Origin of the sequence: Corynebacterium glutamicum ATCC 13032 (assembly GCF_000011325.1) — a bacterium.
Classification (GTDB): domain Bacteria; phylum Actinomycetota; class Actinomycetes; order Mycobacteriales; family Mycobacteriaceae; genus Corynebacterium; species Corynebacterium glutamicum.
This window is the reverse complement of the sequence record NC_003450.3, coordinates 201,508-224,268: the sequence shown is the minus strand read 5'-3', so window position 1 is coordinate 224,268 and position 22,761 is coordinate 201,508. Positions and strand designations below refer to the sequence as shown.

21 protein-coding genes and 1 tRNA gene are annotated in these 22,761 nt (G+C 56.6%); 13 read left to right on the top strand and 9 right to left on the bottom strand.

Annotated features, from left to right (window positions below; all coding sequences use genetic code 11):
* Window positions 1–574: 574 nt before the first annotated feature.
* On the top strand, window positions 575–2,062 hold the full coding sequence (locus CGL_RS01075; protein WP_003863416.1) for an alanine/glycine:cation symporter family protein: 1,488 nt from the start codon (window positions 575–577) through the stop codon (window positions 2,060–2,062).
* Here the strand turns inward: CGL_RS01075 and CGL_RS01070 are convergent.
* On the bottom strand, window positions 2,059–2,340 hold the full coding sequence (locus CGL_RS01070) for a 2Fe-2S iron-sulfur cluster-binding protein (RefSeq protein ID WP_003857637.1): 282 nt from the start codon (window positions 2,338–2,340) through the stop codon (window positions 2,059–2,061). The two genes, CGL_RS01075 and CGL_RS01070, sit on opposite strands and share 4 nt — an antisense overlap.
* A 94-nt stretch (window positions 2,341–2,434) precedes the next feature.
* Window positions 2,435–2,519: transfer RNA gene (locus CGL_RS01065), tRNA-Ser, on the bottom strand.
* 94 nt (window positions 2,520–2,613) lie between these two features.
* Here CGL_RS01065 and CGL_RS01060 point away from each other — a divergent pair.
* Both CGL_RS01060 and CGL_RS01055 read left to right on the top strand, forming a co-directional pair.
* On the top strand, window positions 2,614–3,141 hold the full coding sequence (locus tag CGL_RS01060; protein ID WP_011013470.1) for a hypothetical protein: 528 nt from the start codon (window positions 2,614–2,616) through the stop codon (window positions 3,139–3,141).
* A 20-nt stretch (window positions 3,142–3,161) separates the two neighbouring features.
* On the top strand, window positions 3,162–4,118 hold the full coding sequence (locus CGL_RS01055; protein ID WP_011265496.1) for an NAD(P)H-quinone oxidoreductase: 957 nt from the start codon (window positions 3,162–3,164) through the stop codon (window positions 4,116–4,118).
* Here the strand turns inward: CGL_RS01055 and CGL_RS01050 are convergent.
* Entirely contained in the window at window positions 4,115–5,290 is a 1,176-nt protein-coding gene (locus CGL_RS01050; RefSeq protein ID WP_020948496.1) for an aminotransferase class V-fold PLP-dependent enzyme, read from the bottom strand. The genes CGL_RS01055 and CGL_RS01050 overlap by 4 nt on opposite strands.
* A 142-nt stretch (window positions 5,291–5,432) precedes the next feature.
* Between CGL_RS01050 and CGL_RS01045 the strand changes: the two genes are divergently transcribed.
* The 4 genes from CGL_RS01045 (at window position 5,433) to CGL_RS01030 (ending at window position 9,110) form a co-directional block, all read left to right on the top strand.
* Window positions 5,433–6,329: a galactan export ABC transporter permease subunit Wzm/RfbD gene (locus CGL_RS01045; RefSeq protein WP_011265495.1), complete on the top strand. Its 897-nt coding sequence runs from the start codon at window positions 5,433–5,435 to the stop codon at window positions 6,327–6,329.
* Window positions 6,330–6,339: 10 nt separating this feature from the next.
* A complete protein-coding gene (locus CGL_RS01040) occupies window positions 6,340–7,131 on the top strand; it encodes a galactan export ABC transporter ATP-binding subunit Wzt/RfbE (protein ID WP_011013466.1) in 792 nt (263 codons plus the stop codon).
* Window positions 7,132–7,556: 425 nt separating this feature from the next.
* A complete protein-coding gene (locus CGL_RS01035; RefSeq protein WP_011013465.1) occupies window positions 7,557–8,156 on the top strand; it encodes a VOC family protein in 600 nt (199 codons plus the stop codon).
* Window positions 8,157–8,168: 12 nt separating this feature from the next.
* A complete protein-coding gene (locus CGL_RS01030; RefSeq protein WP_011265494.1) occupies window positions 8,169–9,110 on the top strand; it encodes a galactofuranosyltransferase GlfT1 in 942 nt (313 codons plus the stop codon).
* Here the strand turns inward: CGL_RS01030 and CGL_RS01025 are convergent.
* Genes CGL_RS01025 through CGL_RS01000 form a run of 6 tightly spaced genes read right to left on the bottom strand, consistent with a single transcriptional unit; the run spans window position 9,107 to window position 12,462 of the window.
* Entirely contained in the window at window positions 9,107–9,742 is a 636-nt protein-coding gene (locus tag CGL_RS01025; protein ID WP_003857654.1) for an MOSC domain-containing protein, read from the bottom strand. The two genes, CGL_RS01030 and CGL_RS01025, sit on opposite strands and share 4 nt — an antisense overlap.
* A gap of 1 nt (window position 9,743) precedes the next feature.
* Window positions 9,744–10,148, bottom strand: coding sequence for a hypothetical protein (locus CGL_RS01020; RefSeq protein WP_011013463.1), 405 nt, complete (start codon window positions 10,146–10,148; stop codon window positions 9,744–9,746).
* 10 nt (window positions 10,149–10,158) lie between these two features.
* Window positions 10,159–10,593 carry a GtrA family protein gene (locus CGL_RS01015; RefSeq protein WP_011013462.1) on the bottom strand — a complete coding sequence of 145 codons (435 nt, stop codon included), beginning with the start codon at window positions 10,591–10,593 and terminating at the stop codon, window positions 10,159–10,161.
* Window positions 10,594–10,608: 15 nt separating this feature from the next.
* Window positions 10,609–11,505, bottom strand: coding sequence for a hypothetical protein (locus CGL_RS01010; protein WP_011013461.1), 897 nt, complete (start codon window positions 11,503–11,505; stop codon window positions 10,609–10,611).
* A 25-nt stretch (window positions 11,506–11,530) separates the two neighbouring features.
* Window positions 11,531–11,986: a hypothetical protein gene (locus CGL_RS01005; protein ID WP_011013460.1), complete on the bottom strand. Its 456-nt coding sequence runs from the start codon at window positions 11,984–11,986 to the stop codon at window positions 11,531–11,533.
* Window positions 11,983–12,462, bottom strand: coding sequence for a hypothetical protein (locus tag CGL_RS01000; RefSeq protein ID WP_003863438.1), 480 nt, complete (start codon window positions 12,460–12,462; stop codon window positions 11,983–11,985). The genes CGL_RS01005 and CGL_RS01000 overlap by 4 nt, the downstream gene beginning before the upstream one ends.
* 47 nt (window positions 12,463–12,509) lie before the next feature.
* Here CGL_RS01000 and CGL_RS00995 point away from each other — a divergent pair, with 47 nt between their 5' ends.
* The 6 genes from CGL_RS00995 (at window position 12,510) to CGL_RS00970 (ending at window position 22,512) form a co-directional block, all read left to right on the top strand.
* Window positions 12,510–12,737: a hypothetical protein gene (locus tag CGL_RS00995; RefSeq protein WP_003857667.1), complete on the top strand. Its 228-nt coding sequence runs from the start codon at window positions 12,510–12,512 to the stop codon at window positions 12,735–12,737.
* 76 nt (window positions 12,738–12,813) lie between these two features.
* Window positions 12,814–14,280, top strand: a complete 1,467-nt coding sequence (locus tag CGL_RS00990; protein ID WP_003863441.1) for an FAD-binding oxidoreductase — start codon at window positions 12,814–12,816, stop codon at window positions 14,278–14,280.
* 20 nt (window positions 14,281–14,300) lie between these two features.
* Window positions 14,301–15,062, top strand: a complete 762-nt coding sequence (locus CGL_RS00985) for a decaprenylphospho-beta-D-erythro-pentofuranosid-2-ulose 2-reductase (protein WP_011013458.1) — start codon at window positions 14,301–14,303, stop codon at window positions 15,060–15,062.
* Window positions 15,063–15,231: 169 nt separating this feature from the next.
* On the top strand, window positions 15,232–17,265 hold the full coding sequence (locus CGL_RS00980; RefSeq protein ID WP_011013457.1) for a galactan 5-O-arabinofuranosyltransferase: 2,034 nt from the start codon (window positions 15,232–15,234) through the stop codon (window positions 17,263–17,265).
* A 25-nt stretch (window positions 17,266–17,290) separates the two neighbouring features.
* Entirely contained in the window at window positions 17,291–20,731 is a 3,441-nt protein-coding gene (locus CGL_RS00975; protein WP_011013456.1) for an arabinosyltransferase domain-containing protein, read from the top strand.
* A 293-nt stretch (window positions 20,732–21,024) separates the two neighbouring features.
* Entirely contained in the window at window positions 21,025–22,512 is a 1,488-nt protein-coding gene (locus CGL_RS00970; RefSeq protein WP_011265489.1) for a glutamate-cysteine ligase family protein, read from the top strand.
* Window positions 22,513–22,761 lie beyond the last annotated feature (249 nt).

Below are 22,761 nucleotides of genomic sequence, written 5' to 3'. Positions count from 1 at the left end.
CGGGGGTGCCATTTGGCGGGCTAGTTCGCCGTGTTTCGTTCGCCGCGTGTGTAAAACAGGGCGAGTTCCTCAGCAGGAGGGGCTGTCCCGGGCCAAAGCCTGCCTTGTTTGACCCGCCGTGTGCACAACGGGGCGGACTCATCGGCGAAACCGGCCGTCTGTGAAGCTAACCCGCCTGAATTCGAGCAGGCTGTCCCCGCTCCGTGCAAAACAAGGCGAACTTGTCGGCGAATGCAGCCATTCGGGAGGCTAATCCGCCCGGTTTCGCGCGCGTGGATTCCCGCCCGGGCAAAACAGGGCGGGTTCCTCGACGGGAAGGGCTATCCCAGGCCGAAGCCTGCCTTGATTGACCCGCCGCGCACACAACAAGGCAAGCTCGCGCGTCGAAGCGACCATCCCGAGCTGAAACCCGCCCTGTTTGCACCACAGCGGGCGAAGCCGGGCAGACTCCCCTCCGGAGCCGCCCACCCAGGGAGCTAATCTGCCTTGCTTTACACCTCCGGGCTATAACAATCCAGTGCCAGTGGCTAGGGATTTACTAAAAATCGGGTAACACGCGCGTAGTATTTTTCGCATGGAATTATTGGAGACCTTCATCACTGATGTCATTAATGACAATTTGTGGATGATCTTGCCCTTCTTGCTCGTTGCTGCTGGCCTCTATTTCGGTGGGCGTACGTTGCTGGTTCAGATTCGGATGATTCCGGAGATGTTCAAAGCGGTCGTCGAGAAGCCTGCGAAGGATGGGGAGTTCGCGGACAAGCAGGACATTTCGGCTTTTAAGGCGTTCACGATTTCTGCGGCGTCGCGAGTTGGTACGGCGAATGTTGCGGGTGTTGCGCTGGCGATCACTCTGGGTGGACCGGGTGCAGTGTTCTGGATGTGGATCATTGCGCTGGTTGGCGGTGCGACATCGTTCATTGAGTCGACTCTTGGACAGTTGTGGAAGGTGAAGGACGGCGACAGCTATCGCGGTGGCCCTGCGTACTACATGACGCTTGGTTTGAATGCTCGGTGGCTTGCGGTTGTTTTCGGTGTCGCCATCACGTTGACCTTTGGTTTTGTGTACAACGCTTTGCAGTCCAACGCGGTTGTTGAGGCGATTACGGTATCACTCGGCACCCCTTCTACCACTGCAAAGGCTTTTGTTGGCTTGGGCATGGCTGGATTGTCTGCGCTGGTTATTTTTGGCGGCGTGCAGCGTATCGCAAACGTGACGCAGTGGATGGTTCCGTTCATGGCGGGTGCGTACATCATTGTGGGTGTGGTGGTGATTGTGATTAACATTCAGCAGGTTCCGACCATGATCAACGACATCATTGCTGGTGCTTTTGGTTTCCGTCCGGTTGCTACTGCGTCGGTGTGGGGCGCGTTCTGGTTGGCGTTTATGAACGGTATGCGCCGTGGACTGTTCTCCAATGAGGCTGGTGAGGGTTCTGTCCCGAACGCTGCTGCTACCGCGACTGTGTCTCACCCTGTGAAGCAGGGTTTGGTTCAGACTCTGGGCGTATATTTCGACACCCTGCTCGTTTGTAGCATTACCGCTTTTGTCATCCTGCTGTCTGGAGTGGAGTACGCGACCGGCGATATTCAGTCTTCTTCTTTGACTCAGTCCGCGCTGGCTAGCGTTGTTGGTGGTTGGGGAACCCACTTCATTACCGTAGTGATGTTCTTCCTGGCGTTTTCTTCCGTGCTGGGTAACTACTACTTGGCACAGGCGAATATTCAGTACTTCACCGATTCGAAGACTGTCATGACTGTTTTCCGACTCTTGGTGCTGCTCAGCGTGTTCTCTGGCGCGGTTGCTTCGGTGCCGTTGATCTGGGCTTTGGGTGATACTTTCGCTGGCATCATGGTGCTCATTAACCTGGCGGCGATCATTCCGCTGGGTGGCGTTGCAGTGAAGTTGCTTAAGAATTACACCATTCAGAAGAAGGCTGGTCTGGATCCTGTGTTCCACCGCGACATGATGCCAGAGGTTCGTAATATTGCGTGCTGGAACGGCAAAGATGCAGCTACATCCAACTATCACGAAGCGATGGAAGTGATCAAGAAGAGCTAGTCATCGAAGGAACAGTGGTATGGCCCGTCAGCGTCTCGGATTGTCTGGCAGGCCAACACTTGGTTTTCGGAGACGATCTCGTAGTTGCTCAGTACTTCATTGTTGAGCATGTGCGAGGGCCCTCCCGTCAGCGTACATTGGCAAGTTCCGCAGTGGCCTTCCATGCAGGAATAGCGGGCGGGTAGGTCGGCCTGGAGGAGGGCGTCGAGAAGCGTTTGCGTGGGTGACCACGAAAAAGCGTAGGTCTCGCCGTCTATCTTGTGCGTGTGCAGGGCCATGTGCCCTAGTTTAGGCAACAGTGCTTTCGGATAAAGCCCCGACCGCCCAAGAATCAGAAAACCCCCGTTTACCTGCGTAAACGGGGGCTATTTGCGGAGACGGAGGGATTTGAACCCTCGGATGGTTTCCCATCGCTGGTTTTCAAGACCAGTACATTCGGCCGCTCTGTCACGTCTCCAGCGACTCAAACATCAAAAATTGATATTTGCGACAAGTTGAAATCATACCCGATAGTCTCGAACATACTAAATCACCTAATCAGGGGGAATTACATGGATGTGTTAAAGATCGCCATCATCGCTGCAGCCATGATTGGTGTGCCGGTTCTGGTGGTTTTCCTCATTGTGTTTGCGGTGCACAAGTTGGCTAAGGAAGTGCCGCGGTCTGGTCGTCGTCCGGGTATTGGGTTGGGGTTGTTGCTTGGTTTTGTTGCGGGGCTCATCGTGTGGTTTGTGTGGTTGAGTTGGGGTGGTTATTACGAGAATGAGTTTGGGCAGATGCAAGGTCCGTATCGTCCGTGGCAGGTTGTTGCTTGTGGTGTCACGATGGTCGCGGTCACTGTGATTCTTGGTCTGTGGACTAGGTGGACTGCGTCTGGTCCGTTTTATTCGGCGTTGGGTGGTGCGTCGGGGTTTAGTTTCGCGTGGGCCATGGATGCCATTCCTCAGGATGAAACCGGATTGTCGGCGTTTGGCTTAGTGATGGTCATTGTTGGTGTTGGTGCGGGGCTAAATGTGGTGGCAACTCTGACGTCAATCGGCGCAACGATCTGGAATAACCGGCTACCCTCGAATGCATGACTAAAACCACGCGCCAAACCATGCAAGCCATCGTCCAAACTGAGGAGAAGGTCACTGCTTCTCTGGAATTACAGGAAGTCCCCGTCCCGACCCTGAAGCCAGGTGAGGTGCTGGTGGAGGTGAAGGCTGCGGGCGTTAACCGTGCGGATCTTTTGCAGACGCAGGGAAATTATCCTGTGCCGGCGGGGGCTTCGGAGATTCTCGGGCTGGAATGTGCGGGTGTGATCGTGGATGCCGGCGACACTGGGCAAACAGTGGGTCAGGAAGTCGCTTGCCTTCTCACTGGCGGTGGATATGCGCAATATGTGGCGGTTCCGGAAGGTCAGTTGATGCCAATTCCAGAGGGTTACAGCTTTGTGGAAGCGGCCTCGATCGTGGAGGTTGCGTGCACGGTGTGGTCGAATATCGGCATGCTGGCGGGCTTGCAGAAGGAGGATACTTTCCTTATTCATGGTGGCGCGGGCGGTATCGGAACGTTTGCCATTCAGATGGGCAAGGCTCTGGGTGTGACGGTTGCGGTGACTGCCGGTTCAACTGAAAAGTTAAAAACCTGTAAGAACTTAGGGGCCGATATCCTCATCAATTACAAGGAGGAAGATTTCGCCGAGGTTTTGAAGAACAAGGCGGATGTCATTCTCGATATTATTGGTGCGAAGTATTTGTCACAGAATGTGAAGGCGATGGCCAAGGACGCGCACATGGTAGTCATCGGGATGCAGGGTGGCGTGAAAGGGGAGCTGAATTTGGGTCATCTTTTGGCCAAGCGAGGCACGATTTCTGCCACTGCGCTGCGTGGTCGCGATGAGGCGGATAAGGCTCGGATTGTCAGCAGCACTGTCGAAAATATTTGGCCGCTGCTGCAATCGAAGGAAATTACCCCTCACATCGACCACACCTTGCCGCTAGCCGAAGCAGCCGCCGCCTTGCAGAAAATTCAAGACGGCACCATCACCGGCAAGCTCGTGCTTGCGGTTTAGGCAAGCGATGCCAGCACCCTGGTCAGCTGATCCACTTCATAGTAGGTGCTAAACGGGCTTAGTCCGATAGTGATCGATCCGCCAGCTTCAGTCACACCCATTGCTTCGAGCAGCGGGTCAGCAGGGCTGACGGTAGTGATCAAACGATTGTCCACCAATCGGCGGTACACCATATCTGCGGGCACGCCTTCCATGGTGAAGGTCAAGCGGGGCACTCGATCCAGGAACGCGGCGTCTTGACCTGCGGCATCGCCGGAAATTCCCACGATATGCACCGCGTGAAGTCCTTCGAGCGATTCCACAAGATGCTCAAAAAGTCCCTTGTGGAATTTCGCCATCTCCCCCATCGCCTCAACGACGGACGGGGCGTTTTCATCCAGGTTTCCCAGGTGCCGCACCAGGTTGGGCACGCCGCCGAGCAGCCCATGCGGCAGGGAGCTTGCGGGCAGTTCGAGTGGAACGGTGCGATCCAGGCGCGGGAACATCGAGGTATCACGGAAAATCAACGCCGAAATCTGCGGGCCGCCCAACTCGCCGAGATCAAGCATGACGATATCGGCTTCCCACTCGTCTAGGCGCAGGGGGCGGTAGGCTGCGTAGGTGGTGGCGTCGACAAGCACCCAGGCACGCGAACGCGCCCGCACTTTATCCACAATCTTGCCCACTGGGGCGACCGTGCCGAGCAGCGGGTGCGCGGCGCTGAGCACGACAAGGCGCGTCGAGCCGTCAACAAGCTTCTCGTACTGCCAATCCGGCAGCATGCCGGTGCCCAAATCGGGCTCGGCCCAGCTAAAAACGCCGTCGAGGGAGCGGAACGGCGCGGTCAGCCAGTCCGCGTCCGCGCGCGACAACACCACGCCCGCTTTTCGACGTACAAACCCACCCAAACCGCGCGCCAATGTATGAGCCAAAAACTGCCTCGTGGGACCCAGCACAACACAGTCCGGATCCACACCCGCCAACGACGCAACTGCCTCGCGAGCAGCCTCCAACTGATCCACCGCAATCGGCTGCGACGTCACCTCAGAAATCTGCGCATGCGTGCGGAAAGCCGCCGCAACTCCCGACGCCACCCGCTCCGGAACCTGCGGAATTTGATGTGAATTAAGGTACGTCCAGCCATCGCCCAAAGAGGTATAAAGCCCCCGAACCCTGGCCACATCAAAACCCACGAAAGGCACTCCTTTCAACCGCCACAGCATTTCCTTCCACTCTCTTGGACAACATTACCCCACACACGGGACACTCAAACGTGCATGAATTCACCTGTCGTCGATACCCAAAAATCACTCCACCACCACTAGGGTGTCTTATGTGCAGGAACAATCGAAGCAGAAAGACCTCCAGGCTGATATCGCCAGAATCACTGCCGTGAAATCGGACACAGTTCCGAATTCCCAGTCAATGACCTTTGGCGCTGCCTGGAACGATATCGTCCGCGGATTCAAGCAACATGAGTTGTGGCTGCAACTCGGCTGGCAAGACATTAAGCAACGCTACCGGCGATCCGTCCTTGGGCCCCTGTGGATCACCATCGCCACCGGTGTCATGGCGCTCGCCCTCGGCTTGCTGTACTCCGTGCTGTTCAAAATCCCCATCGCGGAATTTCTGCCCCACGTCACCGTCGGCCTGATCATTTGGAACTTCATCTCCGGATGCATCAAAGAAGGCTCCGACATCTTCATAGATAACGAGGGACTCATCAAACAGCTCCCCTCGGCGCTGTCCGTCCACGTGTACAGACTCGTGTGGAAACAAGCCCTCTTCCTCGCCCACAACCTGGTCATCTGGGTCATTCTCATGATGATCTTCCCCCGACCCCTCGGCTGGGACGTCCTCCTGATCATCCCCGCAATGTTCCTCCTGGTGATCAACGGCGTGTGGGTAGTCATGTTCTTCGGCATCATCGCCACCCGCTACCGCGACGTCTCCCCGCTGCTAGAAGCCGGAACCCAACTCCTCTTCTACGTCACCCCCATCGTCTGGATGACTTCCACCCTGCAATCCCAGAGCGCAGAAATCGGCAACCGCGCACGCCTCGCCGAACTCAACCCGCTCTACCACTACCTCGAAATTGTCCGCGCCCCCATGGTCGGCGCCGACCTCCCCGCCTACCACTGGTGGATCGTCCTCGCCTTCACATTCGTCGGCCTTGGCCTTGCTCTCCTCGCGATGAAGCAATGGCGATTCCGCGTCAGCTACTGGGTATAAGGAGCACCACATGGTATCCATCGATACATACAACGCCTGCGTCGACTTCCCCATCTTCGACGCCAAATCCCGCTCCATGAAGAAAGCCTTCCTCGGCGCAGCCGGCGGAGCAATCGGGCGCAATCAAGACAACGTCGTAGTCGTCGAAGCGCTGAAGAACGTCAACCTGCACTTGCGCGAAGGTGACCGGGTCGGACTCGTCGGCCACAACGGCGCCGGCAAATCCACCCTCCTGCGACTCCTCTCCGGCATCTACGAACCCACCCGCGGAAGCGCTGACATCCGTGGACGCGTCGCCCCCGTCTTCGACCTCGGCGTCGGCATGGATCCAGAAATCTCCGGCTACGAAAATATCATCATCCGCGGCCTCTTCCTCGGTCAAACCCGCAAACAGATGAAAGCCAAAATGGAAGAAATCGCCGACTTCACCGAACTCGGCGAATACCTCTCCATGCCTCTCCGAACCTACTCCACCGGCATGCGCATCCGCCTAGCCCTCGGCGTGGTCACCTCCATCGAGCCCGAAATTCTGCTTCTTGATGAAGGCATCGGCGCCGTCGACGCCGCCTTCATGGCCAAAGCCCGCGACCGCCTCCAAGCCCTCGTCGAACGATCCGGCATCCTCGTCTTCGCCTCCCACTCCAACGACTTCCTCGCCCAACTCTGCAACACCGCACTCTGGGTCGACCACGGACAAATCCGCGAAGCGGGACTAGTTCCAGACGTGGTGGAAGCCTACGAAGGCAAGGGCGCCGGCGACCACGTCCGCAGACTCCTCACCCGCATGGAAGAAGAAAAGTAGCTCCTGCGTTTCGGGTTTGCGCGGTTGGGCGGTTAGTCGCTGGAGGTGACCACCCTGGCGGCAAGTTGGCCCTGTTCTGCGCGGGTGCGCCAAACAAGGCGAGTTAGTCGCCGAAACCAACCACTCCAGCACTAAACCCGCCTCGTTGTGCCCGCCGCCACACCAAAACAAGACGAGTTAGCCACTGGAGGTGACCGGCCTGGCGGCAAGTTGGCCCACTTTCGTTCGCTGGTGTACCAAGCAAGGCGGACTCCCCGCCAAAACTGACCTTCCCCGCACCAAGCCCGCCCTGTTGTGATCGGGCGGTTCAAACAGGGCAAGTTAGCCACTCGAAGCGACGATCCCAGCAACAAGCCCGCCCACTTTCGCCCGCCGCCGCACCAAAGCAACCAAAGCCACCGCCAAGAAACGCCTAGGATGACCCTATGGGAACGCAGATTGATCACATTGTTATTGCAGCGCCAAACCTTAAAGATCTGGTGTCGCGGTTTGAGAAGTTGACGGGGGTTAAGGCGGTGGCGGGTGGTCGTCACGATACGGGGACGGCGAACGCGCTGGTGCCACTAAAAGAGCCAAAGGGGTCGTACCTGGAGTTGATTGGCCCGGATCCTGAGGCGGACGCGGTGACGCAGGATAATTTCGCGATCGCTACGACGCAGTCGACGGAGCCGAGGGTGGCGGCGTGGTGTGTGCGTCCGGATGATTTGGAGGCTCTCGCCGCTAAGCGGGGGACGCAGTCGCAGTTGATGAGCAGGCACACTCCGGAGGGGACGACGCTGACGTGGCGGTTGATTTTGCCGGAGCCGGGTGTGGATTTTGCGCCGGTGCCGTTTGCGATTGATTGGTTGGGGTCGCCGCATCCTTCCAAGGTCACAGAACCCCAGGTCAGTGTTCACAGTTTCACGGTCTATGGCCATAGTGAGCCGGATGAGCTGCCAGAGCCTGCAATTTTTCAGGAGGGTAAGCCGTTGTTGGAGTTGGTGTTGGAGTCGCCGAAGGGGCGGGTTAATCTGAGCGATTTGTGATGGCGTGGCAAGATGTATGCCATGGCACAAACCACTACCCGCCTCCAGCCGGGCATCAACGTCGCAGCGGTCATTGTGACCCACAATCGTGTGGAATTGCTGCGGCATTCCCTCGAGGTTGTTGCCAATCAAACCTATCCGGTGAAACACATTGTGGTGGTGGATAATGGGGCGGATCCGGACGTCGAGAAGCTGGTTTTAGAGGTGGCGGGAGACCGTGCCGTTTACACGCCTTCGCGCACCAATTTGGGCGGCGGTGGCGGTTTTGCTTTTGGTTTTTTGACGGCGTTGGCGCTGGGGGCGGACGCGGTGTGGTGCGCAGACGATGACGGCCGGCCGGAGGGGCCAGGGGTGTTGAAGACGCTTATCGACGCCGCTTCTCGGCATAATCTGGAGGAGGTTTCTCCGGTGGTATGCAATGCTGATGATCCGGAGCGGTTGGCATTTCCGCTGCGTCGGGGCTTGGAGTGGCGTCGGATGCGCAGTGAGTTGATTGATCCAGCCAACCCGGAGGATGATTTGCTGCCGGGCATCGCCTCCTTGTTCAATGGTGCCCTGATCAGCGCTTATGCAATGGAGCGCATTGGCGTGCCGGACTATCGACTGTTTATTCGCGGCGATGAGGTGGAGTATCACCGCCGTTTGGTGCGTTCCGGTTTGCCGTTTGGTACGTGTTTGACCACGGCGTATTTGCACCCGGATGGTTCTGATGAGTTCAAGCCGATTCTGGGTGGGCGGATGCATACGCAGTATCCGGATAATGATTTCAAGAGGTTTTTCACCTACCGCAACCGTGGCTACCTGATGAGCCAGCCGGGAATGCGCAAGCTTCTCCCTCAGGAATATGCGCGCTTTGCGTGGTTCTTCCTGGTTCAGAAACGGGATGTGAAGGGATTCCGGGAGTGGCTGCGCCTGCACAAACTGGGCCGCGACGAGAAATTCAATAGGCCCTAGATCAGTTTTAGTAGTTCCTCGTGGTAGCGCGCTGGGAGACAGTTGGCTGCAACAACCCGGCGCGCGAGGTCTTTGTTTCCCATTTTTGCACGGAAGGCCATGGACATGGTGATGTCGTGGTCGGGGGCCTGCAGAACTTCAATGGGGTCGCCGGGGTTGATGTGGCCTTCTTCGATGACTCGGAAGTAGCTGCCGGGGAGGCCGCGTTGGGTGAAGGTTTTTAGCCAGCCTTTGATGTCGAGCCAGTGGGCGAACGTGCGGCAGGGTCGGCGGGGAATGGAGACTTCGAGCAGCGTGGTGCCGATGCGCACTTGTTGGTTGATCAGGAGGTCTTCCAACACGATTCCGCTGGTGGTGAGGTTTTCGCCGAAGTATCCGTTGCGGTAGGTGGGGTCAAAGAAGTCGAGTTCTTCGCGGCTGTAGGCGTAGATGGCTTTGTGGGCGCCGCCGTGGTGGAGGGAATCGCCGATGGCGTCGCCGACTACGCCGGAGCCGTCGCCGTAGTTGGGTCCGGGGATGAATACATCGATGCCGGTGGCGACGGGGAGTTTGTTGATGCCGCTGATGCGGTCATCGCCACCTGGGTCTTGTTGGATATGGGCGACGTTTGTGGAGAGAACTAGACCGGGCATTTTAGACCTTAAGGGCTGCGTAGTAGCGGTTGAATCCGGCGATGAGGCACATGATGATGCCGATCGGAAGGAGGAAGATCGCGCCGATCCCTGCGACGCTGAGCAGGGTGTTCACCATGGTTGAGGGGTTGCCGTCGACTGCGAGGAGCACGAGGTTTCCCACAAGAAGGCAGATTCCGGGGACGGCGATTAGCAGTCCGCCGACGAGGCCGGTCCAGGTTTTCCAGGTGGAGTTGTTGCGGTCGCGGAAGTTGTCCCACACCGCGATCAGGCCGACGATGGTGACGATTCCGAAGGCGATTTCTGCTGCTAGTTCCATGTCTTGGATGGAGAAAATCAGGGTGAGCAGCACGAAGTAGAGTACGCCGATGAGTCCGGCAATCATGGTGGGATTGAAGGTCTTCATGAGGGGTACCTTACTTCACTCGGAAAATGATGGTTCTTTGGACGATGAAGTTGATGACCGTTCCGGTGCCTTGGGCGATCACGAAGGCGACCACCATCGCGACGGCTTCGTTCCAGCCCCAATTCTCAAACAATGCGGAGCAGAGGGTTTGCAGTCCAATGTTGATCAGGAAGGTCACGCCGTAGAGGGCCACCACAGCAAGGAACCTGGAGGTGGAGCTTTCTGCTTGGAAGGTCCACCGGCGGTTGATCATGTAGGCGGTGGTGGTGCCGGCGATGAAGGAGATCGTGCGGGCAACAGGTACGGGAAGGCCGAACACTAGCTGCAAAAGTGACAGCAGGCCGAGGTCCACGATGGCTGAGAGGCCACCGGTGAGGATGAACCGGAAAGCTTGGGTTTTCAGGCTCATTGGTCGGACGATCGTAACATCAAGATTTTCGGACACGAGGTTACACAATACCTAGAAACACAGCAGCTCCCTATAAATGTCCAGGCGATCCACGGGGGCAAGCCGCTCTGGGCCGTAGCCACCGAGTTCCGCGAGTATCTTCAGGGAGGCTTCGCAGGCGCTGGTGATCTCTGGTGCACGTAGTGGGGAGCCGTCGTCGGCGACCCAGCCGAGGGTGCTCATTGTGGATTCGATCACTTCGATGAAAAGTTCGTCGTTTCCGAGGCAGGACAGGGCGAGTACGCAGGACCAGAATGCGTCGGAGGCTTCGGCGCTGTTTTCCACTGGCAGCGTGCGGCAGGTGTGGTAGCGGGTGGCGTCGATAAGCGGTTCTCTTTTGAGGTCGAGCGCTTGGAGCAGTGGGATGAAGTCGAAGACGCCGGTGCGGTCGACGAGGTCGATGACTTCGGGGCGCACGCCGGAGAGGACGTCGCGGATGGTGTCGGTGCCGGTGAGTTCGGCGTTGATGGTGGCTTGGTCGAAGTCGTCGCCGAGGCCGCCGGAGCCGCCGATGCACAGCGCGCGCGGGGTGCCGTTGTCGCGCGGGTACATTTCCACGCATTGCAGGTTGAATTGCCACAGGCCCCAGAAGTAAAACAGGAAGTCGCCGGGTTCGGGCAGGAGTTCGCCGAGGTTGGTGTCGGGGGCGCTGGGTTGGTGGAATTGGTCTTCGAAACGCCAGGGTGACTGCTCGCCGCCAACACCGAAAACGATGTTGAGTACATTGTGCAGCTCGTCCAGGCTCATCGCCGAGTTCAACCCAATTTGCCTGTGGACCTCGCCGTCCGCTTGCACGTTGGTGGCGCGGACGATGAGTGTTAGTTCGGGTTTGGGCTCGGGTTTCCCGGAACGCTGCTCGCGGGCAGACGCCAAGGAAATGACGTTGTCGCGTGCATAATTCGTGGGCATGCGCCCCAGGATAGACCCATTTGTCCTATTCGGTGTCAAGCGGCAGTGGCTGGACCTCCGCGCCGAAGGCCTCAGCCAGCGCCTTCCGCGCCCGGCGCTTGGCTTCAATTTCTAGCCAGCCGCCTGCGATCTCTACGAGCTCCATCGCCGTGCGCCACGCAGCCTCTGCCTCCGGCTCGCCGCGGTACTGCGCCTCCACAGTGCGCGCGCCCAAGCTGGGCAGGCGGATCCCATGTTTGTTGTACTCTGCCACCTGCTTATCGACGTCAACCCGCACCCCTTCTATCGTCGCCACGGGGGCATTTTCCGGAGCGGTGCTCCCAGGGGTAAGGAACACTACTGTGTCTTTCAGCAGGTCAGTCAGTTGTTGCTCATCGGCAATCCACGCCCCGGTGGGCAGCGCCGCGGGATAAGTTTGCACATGCCAGATGATGTTGTGATCGCCAGAATTATCCAAAACACTCAACACGGGATAGGTCATTTTGTGCGGGCCTCCAGCTCACAGATTGCGTAAATAAAAGCGGCGTACACCATGCCAGTGCAGGTGAATGGCCTGGAAGCGCCACGTTTTTCAAAGAACTTAGCGATCCTTCTCATCACCGCCACATCCATGCGCATGGAGAAATACGCCAAGGTGAAAAATGCCACGACAAAAACAGCAAGCAACAGCCACGTCACCAGCGGACCTCGCTCCGTGATGGCATCCACATCAGATTCTGGACCAGGCGTGACACCCAAATCGCCGATCTCCTGGCGGATTTGATCAACCATCGTCGCGGAATCTTTCGCAATGATGGACCGCTCCCCAGTCGGGTCCTGACCCATCGCAATCACCGTCGCCCCAGAAAGCGCCAACGCACCATAACTGATGGCCCGGCGGACTGGGCTTTGTACGTAATCATTAACCGCAACCCCAGCACCAATCAGCGCGGAACCTGCTGCTACCTGCAATCTCATCCTGGTATCCATGTTGCCAAGACTACTCACTGATTAAGGTGGTGGGCATGTTTGAAAGATTCAAAAAAGCCAAGGCTCCCGAGGTCCACATCGCGGCGGAACGCACCAACCTTCCGCTTAACGATTTCATGACCCGCCTCTTCGCCCAGGAACTCCCCCTGCTCGATAGCACCTCACGTTCAGAGGTCTACCGCCTGCTTCGGGAATACGACGGCCCAACAATTAGCTCCCAGGAAGAAATCCCCGCAGAGATTCGTGAACTCATGGATCTTTAGGCAATAAATGTGAGATTGGACGATTTCACGCTTGTCTTCACCACCTGAAAATTTTCGGGGGTAACCTTTAAAGGCGATGAACAGTTCTCACGGCACGTCCAGCTCCGGCGCTTCGGCCGGTGCCCACGGAGCCCTTCCCCTAGAAGCTCAGAAACTGAACGGTTGGGGCCGCACAGCCCCCACCACCGCTGAGGTACTTACCACCCCAGACCTAGACATCATTGTGGATGCAGTCCGCCAAGTCGCTGAACAAAACGACTCCAAGCCGGACTACCTCAAGCGCGGCGTGATTGCCCGTGGCATGGGTCGTTCCTATGGTGACCCAGCCCAAAACGCCGGTGGCCTTGTCATTGACATGCAGCCACTGAACAAAATCCACTCGATTGATCCTGATTCTGCGATCGTCGATGTAGATGGCGGCGTCACCCTCGATCAGCTCATGAAGGCTGCCCTGCCATATGGCCTCTGGGTTCCTGTCCTTCCCGGCACCCGCCAAGTCACCATCGGTGGCGCAATCGGACCAGACATCCACGGTAAGAACCACCACTCTGCAGGTTCCTTCGGCGACCACGTGGTCTCCATGGAACTCCTCGTTGCAGACGGACGCATCCTGCACCTCGAGCCAGAAGGCACCGCCGAAGACCCACAGGGCGACCTGTTCTGGGCAACCGTTGGTGGCATGGGCCTGACCGGCATCATCGTCCGTGCACGCATCCGCATGACCAAGACGGAAACCGCCTACTTCATTGCGGACACCGACCGCACCAACAACTTGGAAGAAACCGTTGCGTTCCACTCCGACGGATCAGAGCACAACTACACCTATTCTTCTGCGTGGTTCGATGTCATCAGCCCTGAGCCAAAGCTTGGCCGCTCCACCATCTCCCGTGGTTCCCTGGCAACACTTGCTCAGCTGGAAGAATTGGCACCAAAGCTGGCCAAGGATCCACTGAAGTTTAATGCTCCACAGCTGATGAAGGTTCCAGATATCTTCCCATCCTGGACTTTGAACAAGCTGACCCTTTCCGCAGTCGGTGTGGCTTACTACGCCATGGGTGCACCAGCGAAAAACCAGGTGAAAAACCTCACCCAGTTCTACCAACCACTGGATTTGATCGGCGAATGGAACCGTGGCTACGGCTCCAAGGGCTTCCTGCAGTACCAGTTCGTGGTCCCCACAGAAGCTGTTGAGCCTTTCAAGGACATCATCCGCGATATGCAAAAGTCCGGCCACTACTCCGCACTCAACGTGTTCAAACTGTTTGGCCCAGGCAACCGCGCACCACTGTCCTACCCAATGCCAGGCTGGAACGTCTGCGTTGACTTCCCTATCCGCCCAGGTCTGGGAGCTTTCTTGGACGATCTGGACAAGCGCGTCATGGAATTCGGCGGCCGCCTCTACCTGGCCAAGGAATCCCGCACCTCCGCAGAGAACTTCCACGCCATGTACCCAGGTATGGAAGGCTGGTTGAAGACTCGAAATGAGATCGACCCAACCGGAGTCTTTGCATCTGACATGTCCCGCCGACTTGAGCTTTCTTAAGAAAGGGCTTGAACTAAACAATGCTTAACGCAGTGGGCAAAGCCCAAAACATTCTCCTTCTTGGTGGAACCTCTGAGATCGGTATTTCCATTGTCTCCCGCTTCCTCAAGCAGGGTCCATCCCATGTGACCTTGGCAGCGCGTAAAGATTCCCCACGCGTGGACGCAGCAGTCGCAGAGATCAAAGCAGCTGGCGCTGCTTCCGTTGCTGTTGTTGATTTCGATGCGCTCGACACCGAATCCCACCCTGCAGCCATCGACGCAGCCTTTGAAAACGGCGACGTTGACGTAGCAATCGTGGCTTTCGGCATCCTCGGCGACAACGAAGCACAGTGGCGCGACCAAGCACTAGCAGTGGAAGCAACCACCGTGAACTACACCGCCGGCGTTTCCGTAGGTGTACTGCTGGGCCAGAAATTTGAGCAGCAGGGCCACGGCACCATCGTGGCATTGTCCTCTGTGGCAGGCCAGCGAGTCCGCCGCTCCAACTTTGTCTACGGCTCCGCCAAGGCAGGTTTCGACGGTTTCTACACCCAGCTCGGCGAAGCCCTGCGTGGATCCGGTGCCAACGTATTGGTGGTTCGCCCAGGCCAGGTACGCACCAAGATGTCCGCAGATGGTGGCGAAGCCCCACTGACCGTCAACCGCGAAGACGTGGCAGATGCTGTTTATGATGCAGTGGTGAACAAGAAGGACATCATCTTTGTCCACCCACTGTTCCAGTACGTCTCTTTTGCGTTCCAATTCATTCCGCGAGCAATCTTCCGCAAGCTGCCGTTCTAACGGAAGTTACGGAAGTTACGCGACCCGCCGTCCTCAAAATTTTTAAAGGATGGCGGGTTTTACATATGGCAAGCTCTGAAAGCAGATAGCACGTGAGACTCATTAATACATACTTGTAATTTTGCTCCTCGATCCCAGCAATGCTCGTTGAGTATGAAAGACTTCTATCATGATTAACACCTCTGAAGATGAAGGTGCAGTCGTGGTTCATGAGGATTTGAATCCTTATGGTCCATCACGTGTGCCTGAAGGCGAAGTGTATCGGCCTGATCGTCTAAACAGGAAAGCTACACTTGTTGCAATTGTGGGAGCTGCCATCCTGGCTTTCGCATTTGCTTTGGTGTTGTGGATGGGTTTAAAACAAACAAACCTTCCAGCTTTCGGCCCATCGAATGTCACGAGGGCTGTTGCTTCTGCCACCATCGCTGCGGTTTTGATTGTCACGGGTTTTTTGACGTGGCTGTGGCTGCGCGATGAACATCAGAGCAATCCGCGGTGGGAGTTGGAGGACGTCAAGCCAAGGCCCAAGTGGCGGACGGCGCTGACGTATCTGGCGTCTTACTTAAGCCCAGCTGCGCTGGTGGTTGCGGTGTTGGCTATTCCGCTGTCTGCGACCCGCCTGTATTTGGACGGAATCAGCGTTGACCAGGGCTTTAGAACTCAGTTTTTAACCCGCATGGCTGACGATATCGGCTTGTCGGACATGAACTACATCGATATGCCTACCTTCTACCCTGCTGGATGGTTCTGGCTCGGTGGTCGCTTGGCCAATCTTTTGGGGCTGCCCGGTTGGGAAGCTTTCCAGCCATGGGCAATTGTGTCCATGGCAGTTGCTGCTTCTGTGTTAGTTCCAGTGTGGCAGCGCATCACCGGTTCCCTGCCGGTGGCAACAGGCATTGCGTTGGTGACAACCTGCATTATCTTGGCGATGAATTCCGAAGAGCCCTACGCTGCAATCGTTGCGATGGGTATTCCAGCGATGCTCGTGCTGGCTTCCCGCATTGCCAAGGGCGATAAGTTTGCGCTTGCCGGCGGCATTATTTACTTGGGTGTTTCGGCTACTTTCTATACTTTGTTCACCGGTGCTATCGCGCTTTCTGCGGTCGCGGTGTGCATCGTGGTGGCGGCTATTGTGCAGCGCTCCATCAAACCACTGCTGTGGCTTGCAGTGCTGGGTGGTGGATCCATTGTCATTGCGTTGATTTCTTGGGGTCCTTACCTTCTGGCCTCCATCAACGGAGCGGAGCGCTCTGGCGATTCCGCAACACACTACCTGCCTCTTGAAGGCACCCAATTCCCGGTTCCTTTCTTGGCATCAAGCGTTGTGGGACTGTTGTGTCTTGTTGGCCTGATCTATTTGGTGGTGCGTTTCCACAACAATGAGGTGCGCGCGATGTGGGTCGGCATCGCAGTGTTTTATGCCTGGATGGGCATGTCCATGGCGATCACGCTTTTGGGCAACACGTTGCTTGGATTCCGTCTTGATACGGTGCTGGTGCTTATTTTTGCCACGGCTGGAGTGTTGGGCATTGCAGATTTCCGCCTTGCCAGTGTGTATCAGCTCTACCCCACCCAAATCACAGAGCGCACGGCCACCCATCTGACCAATCTAATTGTGGTCCTCGTGCTGCTTGGCGGCCTCTACTACGCGCAAGATCTGCCGCAGAAGAACGCACGAGCTATCGATCTGGCCTATACCGATACTGATGGCTACGGCGAGCGCGCGGATCTGTATCCGGCCGGAGCTGCACGTTATTACAAGGACATCAACGATCATCTGCTTGATCAAGGATTCGAGCCTTCCGAAACTGTCGTGCTGACAGACGAACTCGATTTCATGTCCTACTACCCTTATCGCGGATACCAAGCTTTTACTTCCCACTACGCCAACCCGCTTGGTGAGTTCGGAAACAGGAACGCATTCATCGAAGATCTCGCGATCCGAAGCTGGGATGAGTTGGCTGATCCTCAACAATTCAGCGACGCCTTGAACACCTCTCCATGGACGATCCCTGAGGTGTTCATCTTCCGTGGCTCCATCGATGATCCTGACGCCGGTTGGAAATACGACGTGGCTGAAGATCTGTACCCGAACAATCCAAACGTGCGCTTCCGCGGCGTGTACTTTAACCCGGAGTCATTTGATCAGATGTGGCAGACCAAGCAAGTGGGACCTTTCGTGGTGGTAACGCACAATGAGTAATTCCTCACCAAACGACCCAAGCCCTATGCGCCAAGTCGGTGGTAATGGGGGCCATCAACTAGACTCGATCAACGTGTCAGATGTAGTTGAGTCGAAGAAACTAAAGGGTTCTGCGCAAGAACCCCCGCAGGTTGCCCCGGGCTGGCTGAAGAAACTGGCTATCTCATCAGGTCTGCTTGGCCTGTTGATGTTTGTGCTGTTGCCTTTCCTGCCAGTGAACCAGGTGCAGTCTTCGCTGTCATGGCCACAAAATGGTGAGCTTTCCAGCGTTAACGCCCCGCTGATTTCCTACGCACCGCAGTCGATGGATGCGTCCATCCCTGTGTCCGCGCTGGACAGTCTCAATGACAATCAGTCGTTGGTGATGGGCACGTTGCCTCTGGACAGTACGGACGCCACCAACCGTGGTCTGTTTGTGCGCACCATCGACGGTAACCTTGACGTGATTGTTCGCGGTGAGGTGCTGTTGGATCTTTCACCAACAGAGGTGAACCGTCTGCCAGATGATGCGATCCTAGAGATTTCCTCCACCGAGGAAACCACCAGCGCGGAAATCACCGGCACGGCATTCAGCGGCGAGACCGAAGGCGATGAGCGGCCTCAGGTCACCGGCGTTTACACCGAGCTTGTCGACGACCCCTCCACCGCATCGGCCCTGGCCTCAGCGGGCTTAAACGTTGATATTGAGATCAACTCCCGCTTCACTTCATCCCCCAGCCTTCTAAAGTACGCAGCCATCTTCATTGGCCTTGCGTCTGTGTTGGTCTCCCTGTGGACACTGCACCGCATGGATATTTTGGATGGTCGAAAAGCACACCGCTTCCTGCCTGCCAACTGGTACAAGCTGAAGCCACTTGATGGTGTTGTCGTAGCGATTTTGGTGTTCTGGCACTTCCTTGGCGCCAACACCTCTGACGACGGCTTCATCATGACCATGGCCCGCGTGTCCCAGAACGCGGATTATATGGCCAACTACTACCGCTGGTTCGGTGTCCCAGAATCACCATTCGGCGCACCATATTACGACTTGCTGGCTCTGATGGCCTACATCTCAACCTCATCAATCTGGCTTCGTCTACCCGCATTGCTCGCTGGACTGATCATGTGGTTCGTGATCACCAGAGAGGTCATGCCACGGTTTGGCTCATTGGTTAACGGTCGCCGCGTTGCGCACTGGTCTGCAGCCATGGTGTTCCTGGCGTTCTGGCTTCCATACAACAACGGCACTCGCCCAGAGCCAATCATCGCGATGGGAGCTCTACTTGCGTGGGTTTCCTTCGAGCGCGCTATCGCTACCTCCAGGTTGTTGCCCGCTGCCATTGGTGTCATTATCGCCACCATTTCCCTGGCATCAGGCCCCACCGGTCTAATGGCAGTTGCTGCGTTGCTGGTCAGTTTGTCCGCGTTGATTCGCATTCTTTATAGGCGCTTGCCGCTTATTGGGGCGTCGAGGGGGGCGTCGAAAAGCAAAGTCTTTGGCGCTTCGATGGCTATGCTTGCCCCATTCCTTGCGTCTGGCACCGCGATTCTCATCGCCGTTTTTGGCGATCAGACTCTGTCAACCGTCATGGAATCCATCAGCGTGCGCTCCGCGAAGGGCCCGGCACTGACCTGGTACCACGAATATGTGCGCTACCAAACCGTCATGGAACAAACCGTTGATGGTTCCTTCACCCGCCGTTTTGCTGTGCTGATGCTCATGGCGTGTCTGGCTATTGTGGTCATCGCGATCCTGCGTTACGGCCGCATTCCAGGCGCTGCGAAGGGACCATCACTGCGTTTGATGATGGTCATTTTCGGCACCATGTTCTTCATGATGTTCACCCCAACCAAGTGGACTCACCACTTCGGTGTCTACGCAGGACTTGCCGGCGCATTGGCCGGACTTGCTGCCGTGGGGCTGTCCTATGTTGCGGTGAAATCACCACGCATGCGCACCATTTCCATCGGTGCGTTCCTCTTCCTGCTGGCGCTGGCTCTCGCAGGCGTGAACGGATTCTGGTACACCTCCAGCTACGCCGTGCCATGGTGGGATAAAACCATCCAGATCAAGGGCATCGAAGCATCCACCGTAGTGCTCGTGATCGCCGTGATCGTGCTGATCATCGGTGTTATTCAATCCTTTGTCCACGATGTGAAAACCGCGCAAGCCGAAACCAATCACTCCATGGGCGAACTCGTGGCGGAAGATGAAGCAAAGCGCGAGCGTGCCTCCAGGTTCACCGGCCTTGCGGCCTCCCCTATCGCAGGAGTGTCCGCCCTCGTTGTGCTGATTACCTGCGCATCCATGGGCAAAGGCTTTGTGGACCAATACCCCGCGTACTCCGTGGGTCTTGGCAACCTCCGCTCCCTGACCGGCAACACATGTGGCCTTGCCTCCGACGCCATGCTGGAAACCAACTCCAACGATTCCTTCCTCACTCCAGTGAACTCCACACTTGGCGAGTCCCTGGAATCCGAAGATATTCGCGGCTTTAGTGCTGCCGGCATCCCACCATCAATCAGCCAGGACCAAGCAGACCTGTCTGCTGTTGGTGCCATTGCCAACACTGACGACTCCACCGAAACCGGCGGATCCGACGAATCATCCGGACAATCCACCGGCAACACCGGCGGTGTCCGAGGCTCCGAAGGCATCAACGGCTCCAACGCCCGCCTGCCATTCAACCTGGACTACACCCAAGTTCCAGTCGTCGGCTCCTGGTCCGCTGGCACCCAAAACCCAGCAAACATCACCACCGACTGGTACGAAATCCCAGAAGCCACCGAAGAAGCACCCATCATCGTGGTATCTGCAGCAGGTCGCATCGAACACTACGACATCAACGGCGTCCGCCAATCCGGACAATCCGTCATGCTCGAATACGGTCGCCTTCGCGATAACGGCGACGTTGAAGACCTCGGCGAAGCCATGATGTACGACATCGGCCCCGAGCCATCCTGGCGCAACCTCCGCTACCCACTTGACCAACTCCCAGAAGAAGCGGACGTCGTGCGCATCGTCGCCACCGACGTCAACCTCGACGAAGACCAATGGGTAGCACTGACGCCACCACGCGTACCTAACCTAGATTCTCTGAACAACGTCATCGGATCCGAAACCCCAGGACTCCTCGACTGGGCAGTTGGCCTGCAATTCCCATGCCAACGCACCTTCGACCACTACGCCGGAGTCACCGAGATTCCTGAATACCGAATCTCCCCAGACCACGGCGGAAAATCCACCCTCTCCCCATTCCAAGACTGGGCAGGCGGCGGATCCATGGGCACGGCCGAAGCAGTAAACAACGCCTACGAAATCCCGTCCTACCTCCGCAACGACTGGGGCCGCGACTGGGGTTCCATCGAACGCTACTCGCTGCGCACCAACTCCAACGGCGATGCACCTAAGGTTGCAGACATCAACCTTGAAACCATCCAACGTTCCGGACTCTGGAATCCAGGGCATATGAAGGTAGATGAATAAGACCTTCAGTACTGGAAGTTTTTAAGTAGATGCGGTCACTCCTTTGAAGAGTGGCCGCATTTTTGTGGTTTAGGGGGTCTGTTGGGAAACATCCATTGGTGTTTAACCCCTGCCAGCGAGCACGACACCAAGATTTTTGCAAAATGATGGCGATAGTGAAGAAGACGGTGTCCCAGTTGTTGGATATTTTCAAAGTCAGATCGCGCACTCAATTAGTCGCCCGGGTTTATCGCGCGGAAATTTCCTGATTAGTATCCTTACCCAGCACCATTTTTTGTGGTTTGCTCTAAGTTATGGGCGAATCAGTAAGTACTGACAGGTACACTCCGCAGCAGCGCACGCGTTATCGCCAGCTGCTCATGGAAGATCTTGAGATTTTTGATCGGCATTTGCAGCATTCCGATTTTGAGGATCAGGGTTCCATCGGCCTCGAGTTGGAACTCAACCTCGTGGATAAGCATATGCAACCTGCTTTGGCAGGCCACGCGGTGCTTTCCCATTTAGACGATGAGTACCAGTCGGAGATCGGTAACTTTAATGTTGAAATGAACCACCCGCCACTATCCGTTAAAGGCGATGCTTTACGACGCCTCGAGCAAGGCATCACCTCGCGTCTAGGTCGCGTGCGCGCGGCCGCCACATCGGAGAACGTGAACGTGGCGATGATCGGCACGCTGCCCACCATCACCCCAGAATTCCTCGAAGATCCGGCATGGATGACCCAAGAAAACCGCTACCGTGCGCTGAGCAATGCGGTGATGGAATCGCGTGGCGAGTTAGTGCACATCAACATCGCCGACCGTGAACAAATCATCCACGATTTCACTGATCTCGCCCCCGAATCAACTTGCACGTCTATTCAGTTGCACCTGCAATTAGCACCCAATAAGTTTGCTGCAGCGTGGAATGCGTCGCAAGCAATAGCTGGTGTTCAAGCAGCTCTTTCCGCCAACTCCCCACTTTTCCTAGGCCGTCGGGTGTGGCATGAAAGCCGCATTCCAGTGTTTCAACAAGCTATCGATACGCGTACTCCTGAACTTGTGAATCAAGGAGTCCGCCCCAGAGTATGGTTCGGCGAACGATGGATCACCAGTGTTTTTGATCTTTTCGAAGAAAACGTACGCTACTTCTCCCCTCTCATCGCAGAATCCCGCGCCCTGTCTGGCACACCAATGATGAAGGGAAAATCCCCCGCACTCCACTACCTCAATCTCCACAACGGAACGGTGTGGCGCTGGAACCGACCCATTTACGCACCGGGGGAAGAGCGCTCTCATCTGCGTTTGGAAAACCGTCTCCTACCTGCAGGTCCCACCCCCATCGACATCACCGCCGATGCCGCTTTCTACTACGGTTTGGTTAAATATCTGGCCGAGGAAAACCGCCCTGTCTGGTCACGTCTCCTATTCCCTGATGCGGAAAAGAACTTCCAATCCGGTGCACGTTCAGGGCTGTTCGCCCGCATGACCTGGCCAACCCTCGGACAAGTCAACGTTGCGAATCTGGTCCAAGAGCACCTCATCCCTCAAGCCAGAATCGGACTGGAACGACTCGAAGTAAACAAAGACCTTATCGACCAATACCTGGGCATCATCACCGAACGCGCGAAGTCCCGCCAAAACGGTGCCACCTGGCAGTTGCGTAGCCTCAACAAGCTGGAAGCACACGGAAGCATGCCGGGTTCCGATGCTCGAAAAGCAGGTCTTGCAGCAATGTTGCAACAGTATTTACAGAATCAAGAAAGCGGCCAACCTGTCCACACATGGGCTATTGGTTCGTAAAACGGCAAGGAAAGATAATACCCGGAATGATGTACAACGCCACCACAAAGATCGGTTCTCTCCTGGCGGTATTCATCGTTTTATTCCTCGGGGCTTTTGCCGCCGCTTCCGTGTTCCCAGACAGCATTCGAGAGGTTTAAGCACTGGGAGCAATCCTTGGAACGATTTCAATTTATGTGCTGACCAGGTTCTTCCGATCTTCTGAAGAAACCAGAGCCCGACGACCTTTGTGGTTAATCACCACGTCCC

What these genes read in the sequence shown, in the direction of transcription:
- CGL_RS01005 (WP_011013460.1), bottom strand. Translation starts at nt 11,986, where the DNA reads ATGACCTATCCCGTGTTGAGTGTTTTGGATAATTCTGGCGATCACAAC.
- CGL_RS00985 (WP_011013458.1), top strand. Translation starts at nt 14,301, where the DNA reads ATGCTTAACGCAGTGGGCAAAGCCCAAAACATTCTCCTTCTTGGTGGA.
- CGL_RS01040 (WP_011013466.1), top strand. Translation starts at nt 6,340, where the DNA reads ATGGTATCCATCGATACATACAACGCCTGCGTCGACTTCCCCATCTTC.
- CGL_RS00970 (WP_011265489.1), top strand. Translation starts at nt 21,025, where the DNA reads ATGGGCGAATCAGTAAGTACTGACAGGTACACTCCGCAGCAGCGCACG.
- CGL_RS00990 (WP_003863441.1), top strand. Translation starts at nt 12,814, where the DNA reads ATGAACAGTTCTCACGGCACGTCCAGCTCCGGCGCTTCGGCCGGTGCC.
- CGL_RS01020 (WP_011013463.1), bottom strand. Translation starts at nt 10,148, where the DNA reads ATGAAGACCTTCAATCCCACCATGATTGCCGGACTCATCGGCGTACTC.
- CGL_RS00975 (WP_011013456.1), top strand. Translation starts at nt 17,291, where the DNA reads ATGCGCCAAGTCGGTGGTAATGGGGGCCATCAACTAGACTCGATCAAC.
- CGL_RS00980 (WP_011013457.1), top strand. Translation starts at nt 15,232, where the DNA reads ATGATTAACACCTCTGAAGATGAAGGTGCAGTCGTGGTTCATGAGGAT.
- CGL_RS01035 (WP_011013465.1), top strand. Translation starts at nt 7,557, where the DNA reads ATGGGAACGCAGATTGATCACATTGTTATTGCAGCGCCAAACCTTAAA.
- CGL_RS01010 (WP_011013461.1), bottom strand. Translation starts at nt 11,505, where the DNA reads ATGCCCACGAATTATGCACGCGACAACGTCATTTCCTTGGCGTCTGCC.
- CGL_RS01075 (WP_003863416.1), top strand. Translation starts at nt 575, where the DNA reads ATGGAATTATTGGAGACCTTCATCACTGATGTCATTAATGACAATTTG.
- CGL_RS01000 (WP_003863438.1), bottom strand. Translation starts at nt 12,462, where the DNA reads ATGAGATTGCAGGTAGCAGCAGGTTCCGCGCTGATTGGTGCTGGGGTT.
- CGL_RS01070 (WP_003857637.1), bottom strand. Translation starts at nt 2,340, where the DNA reads ATGGCCCTGCACACGCACAAGATAGACGGCGAGACCTACGCTTTTTCG.
- CGL_RS01060 (WP_011013470.1), top strand. Translation starts at nt 2,614, where the DNA reads ATGGATGTGTTAAAGATCGCCATCATCGCTGCAGCCATGATTGGTGTG.
- CGL_RS00995 (WP_003857667.1), top strand. Translation starts at nt 12,510, where the DNA reads ATGTTTGAAAGATTCAAAAAAGCCAAGGCTCCCGAGGTCCACATCGCG.
- CGL_RS01030 (WP_011265494.1), top strand. Translation starts at nt 8,169, where the DNA reads ATGTATGCCATGGCACAAACCACTACCCGCCTCCAGCCGGGCATCAAC.
- CGL_RS01055 (WP_011265496.1), top strand. Translation starts at nt 3,162, where the DNA reads ATGCAAGCCATCGTCCAAACTGAGGAGAAGGTCACTGCTTCTCTGGAA.
- CGL_RS01025 (WP_003857654.1), bottom strand. Translation starts at nt 9,742, where the DNA reads ATGCCCGGTCTAGTTCTCTCCACAAACGTCGCCCATATCCAACAAGAC.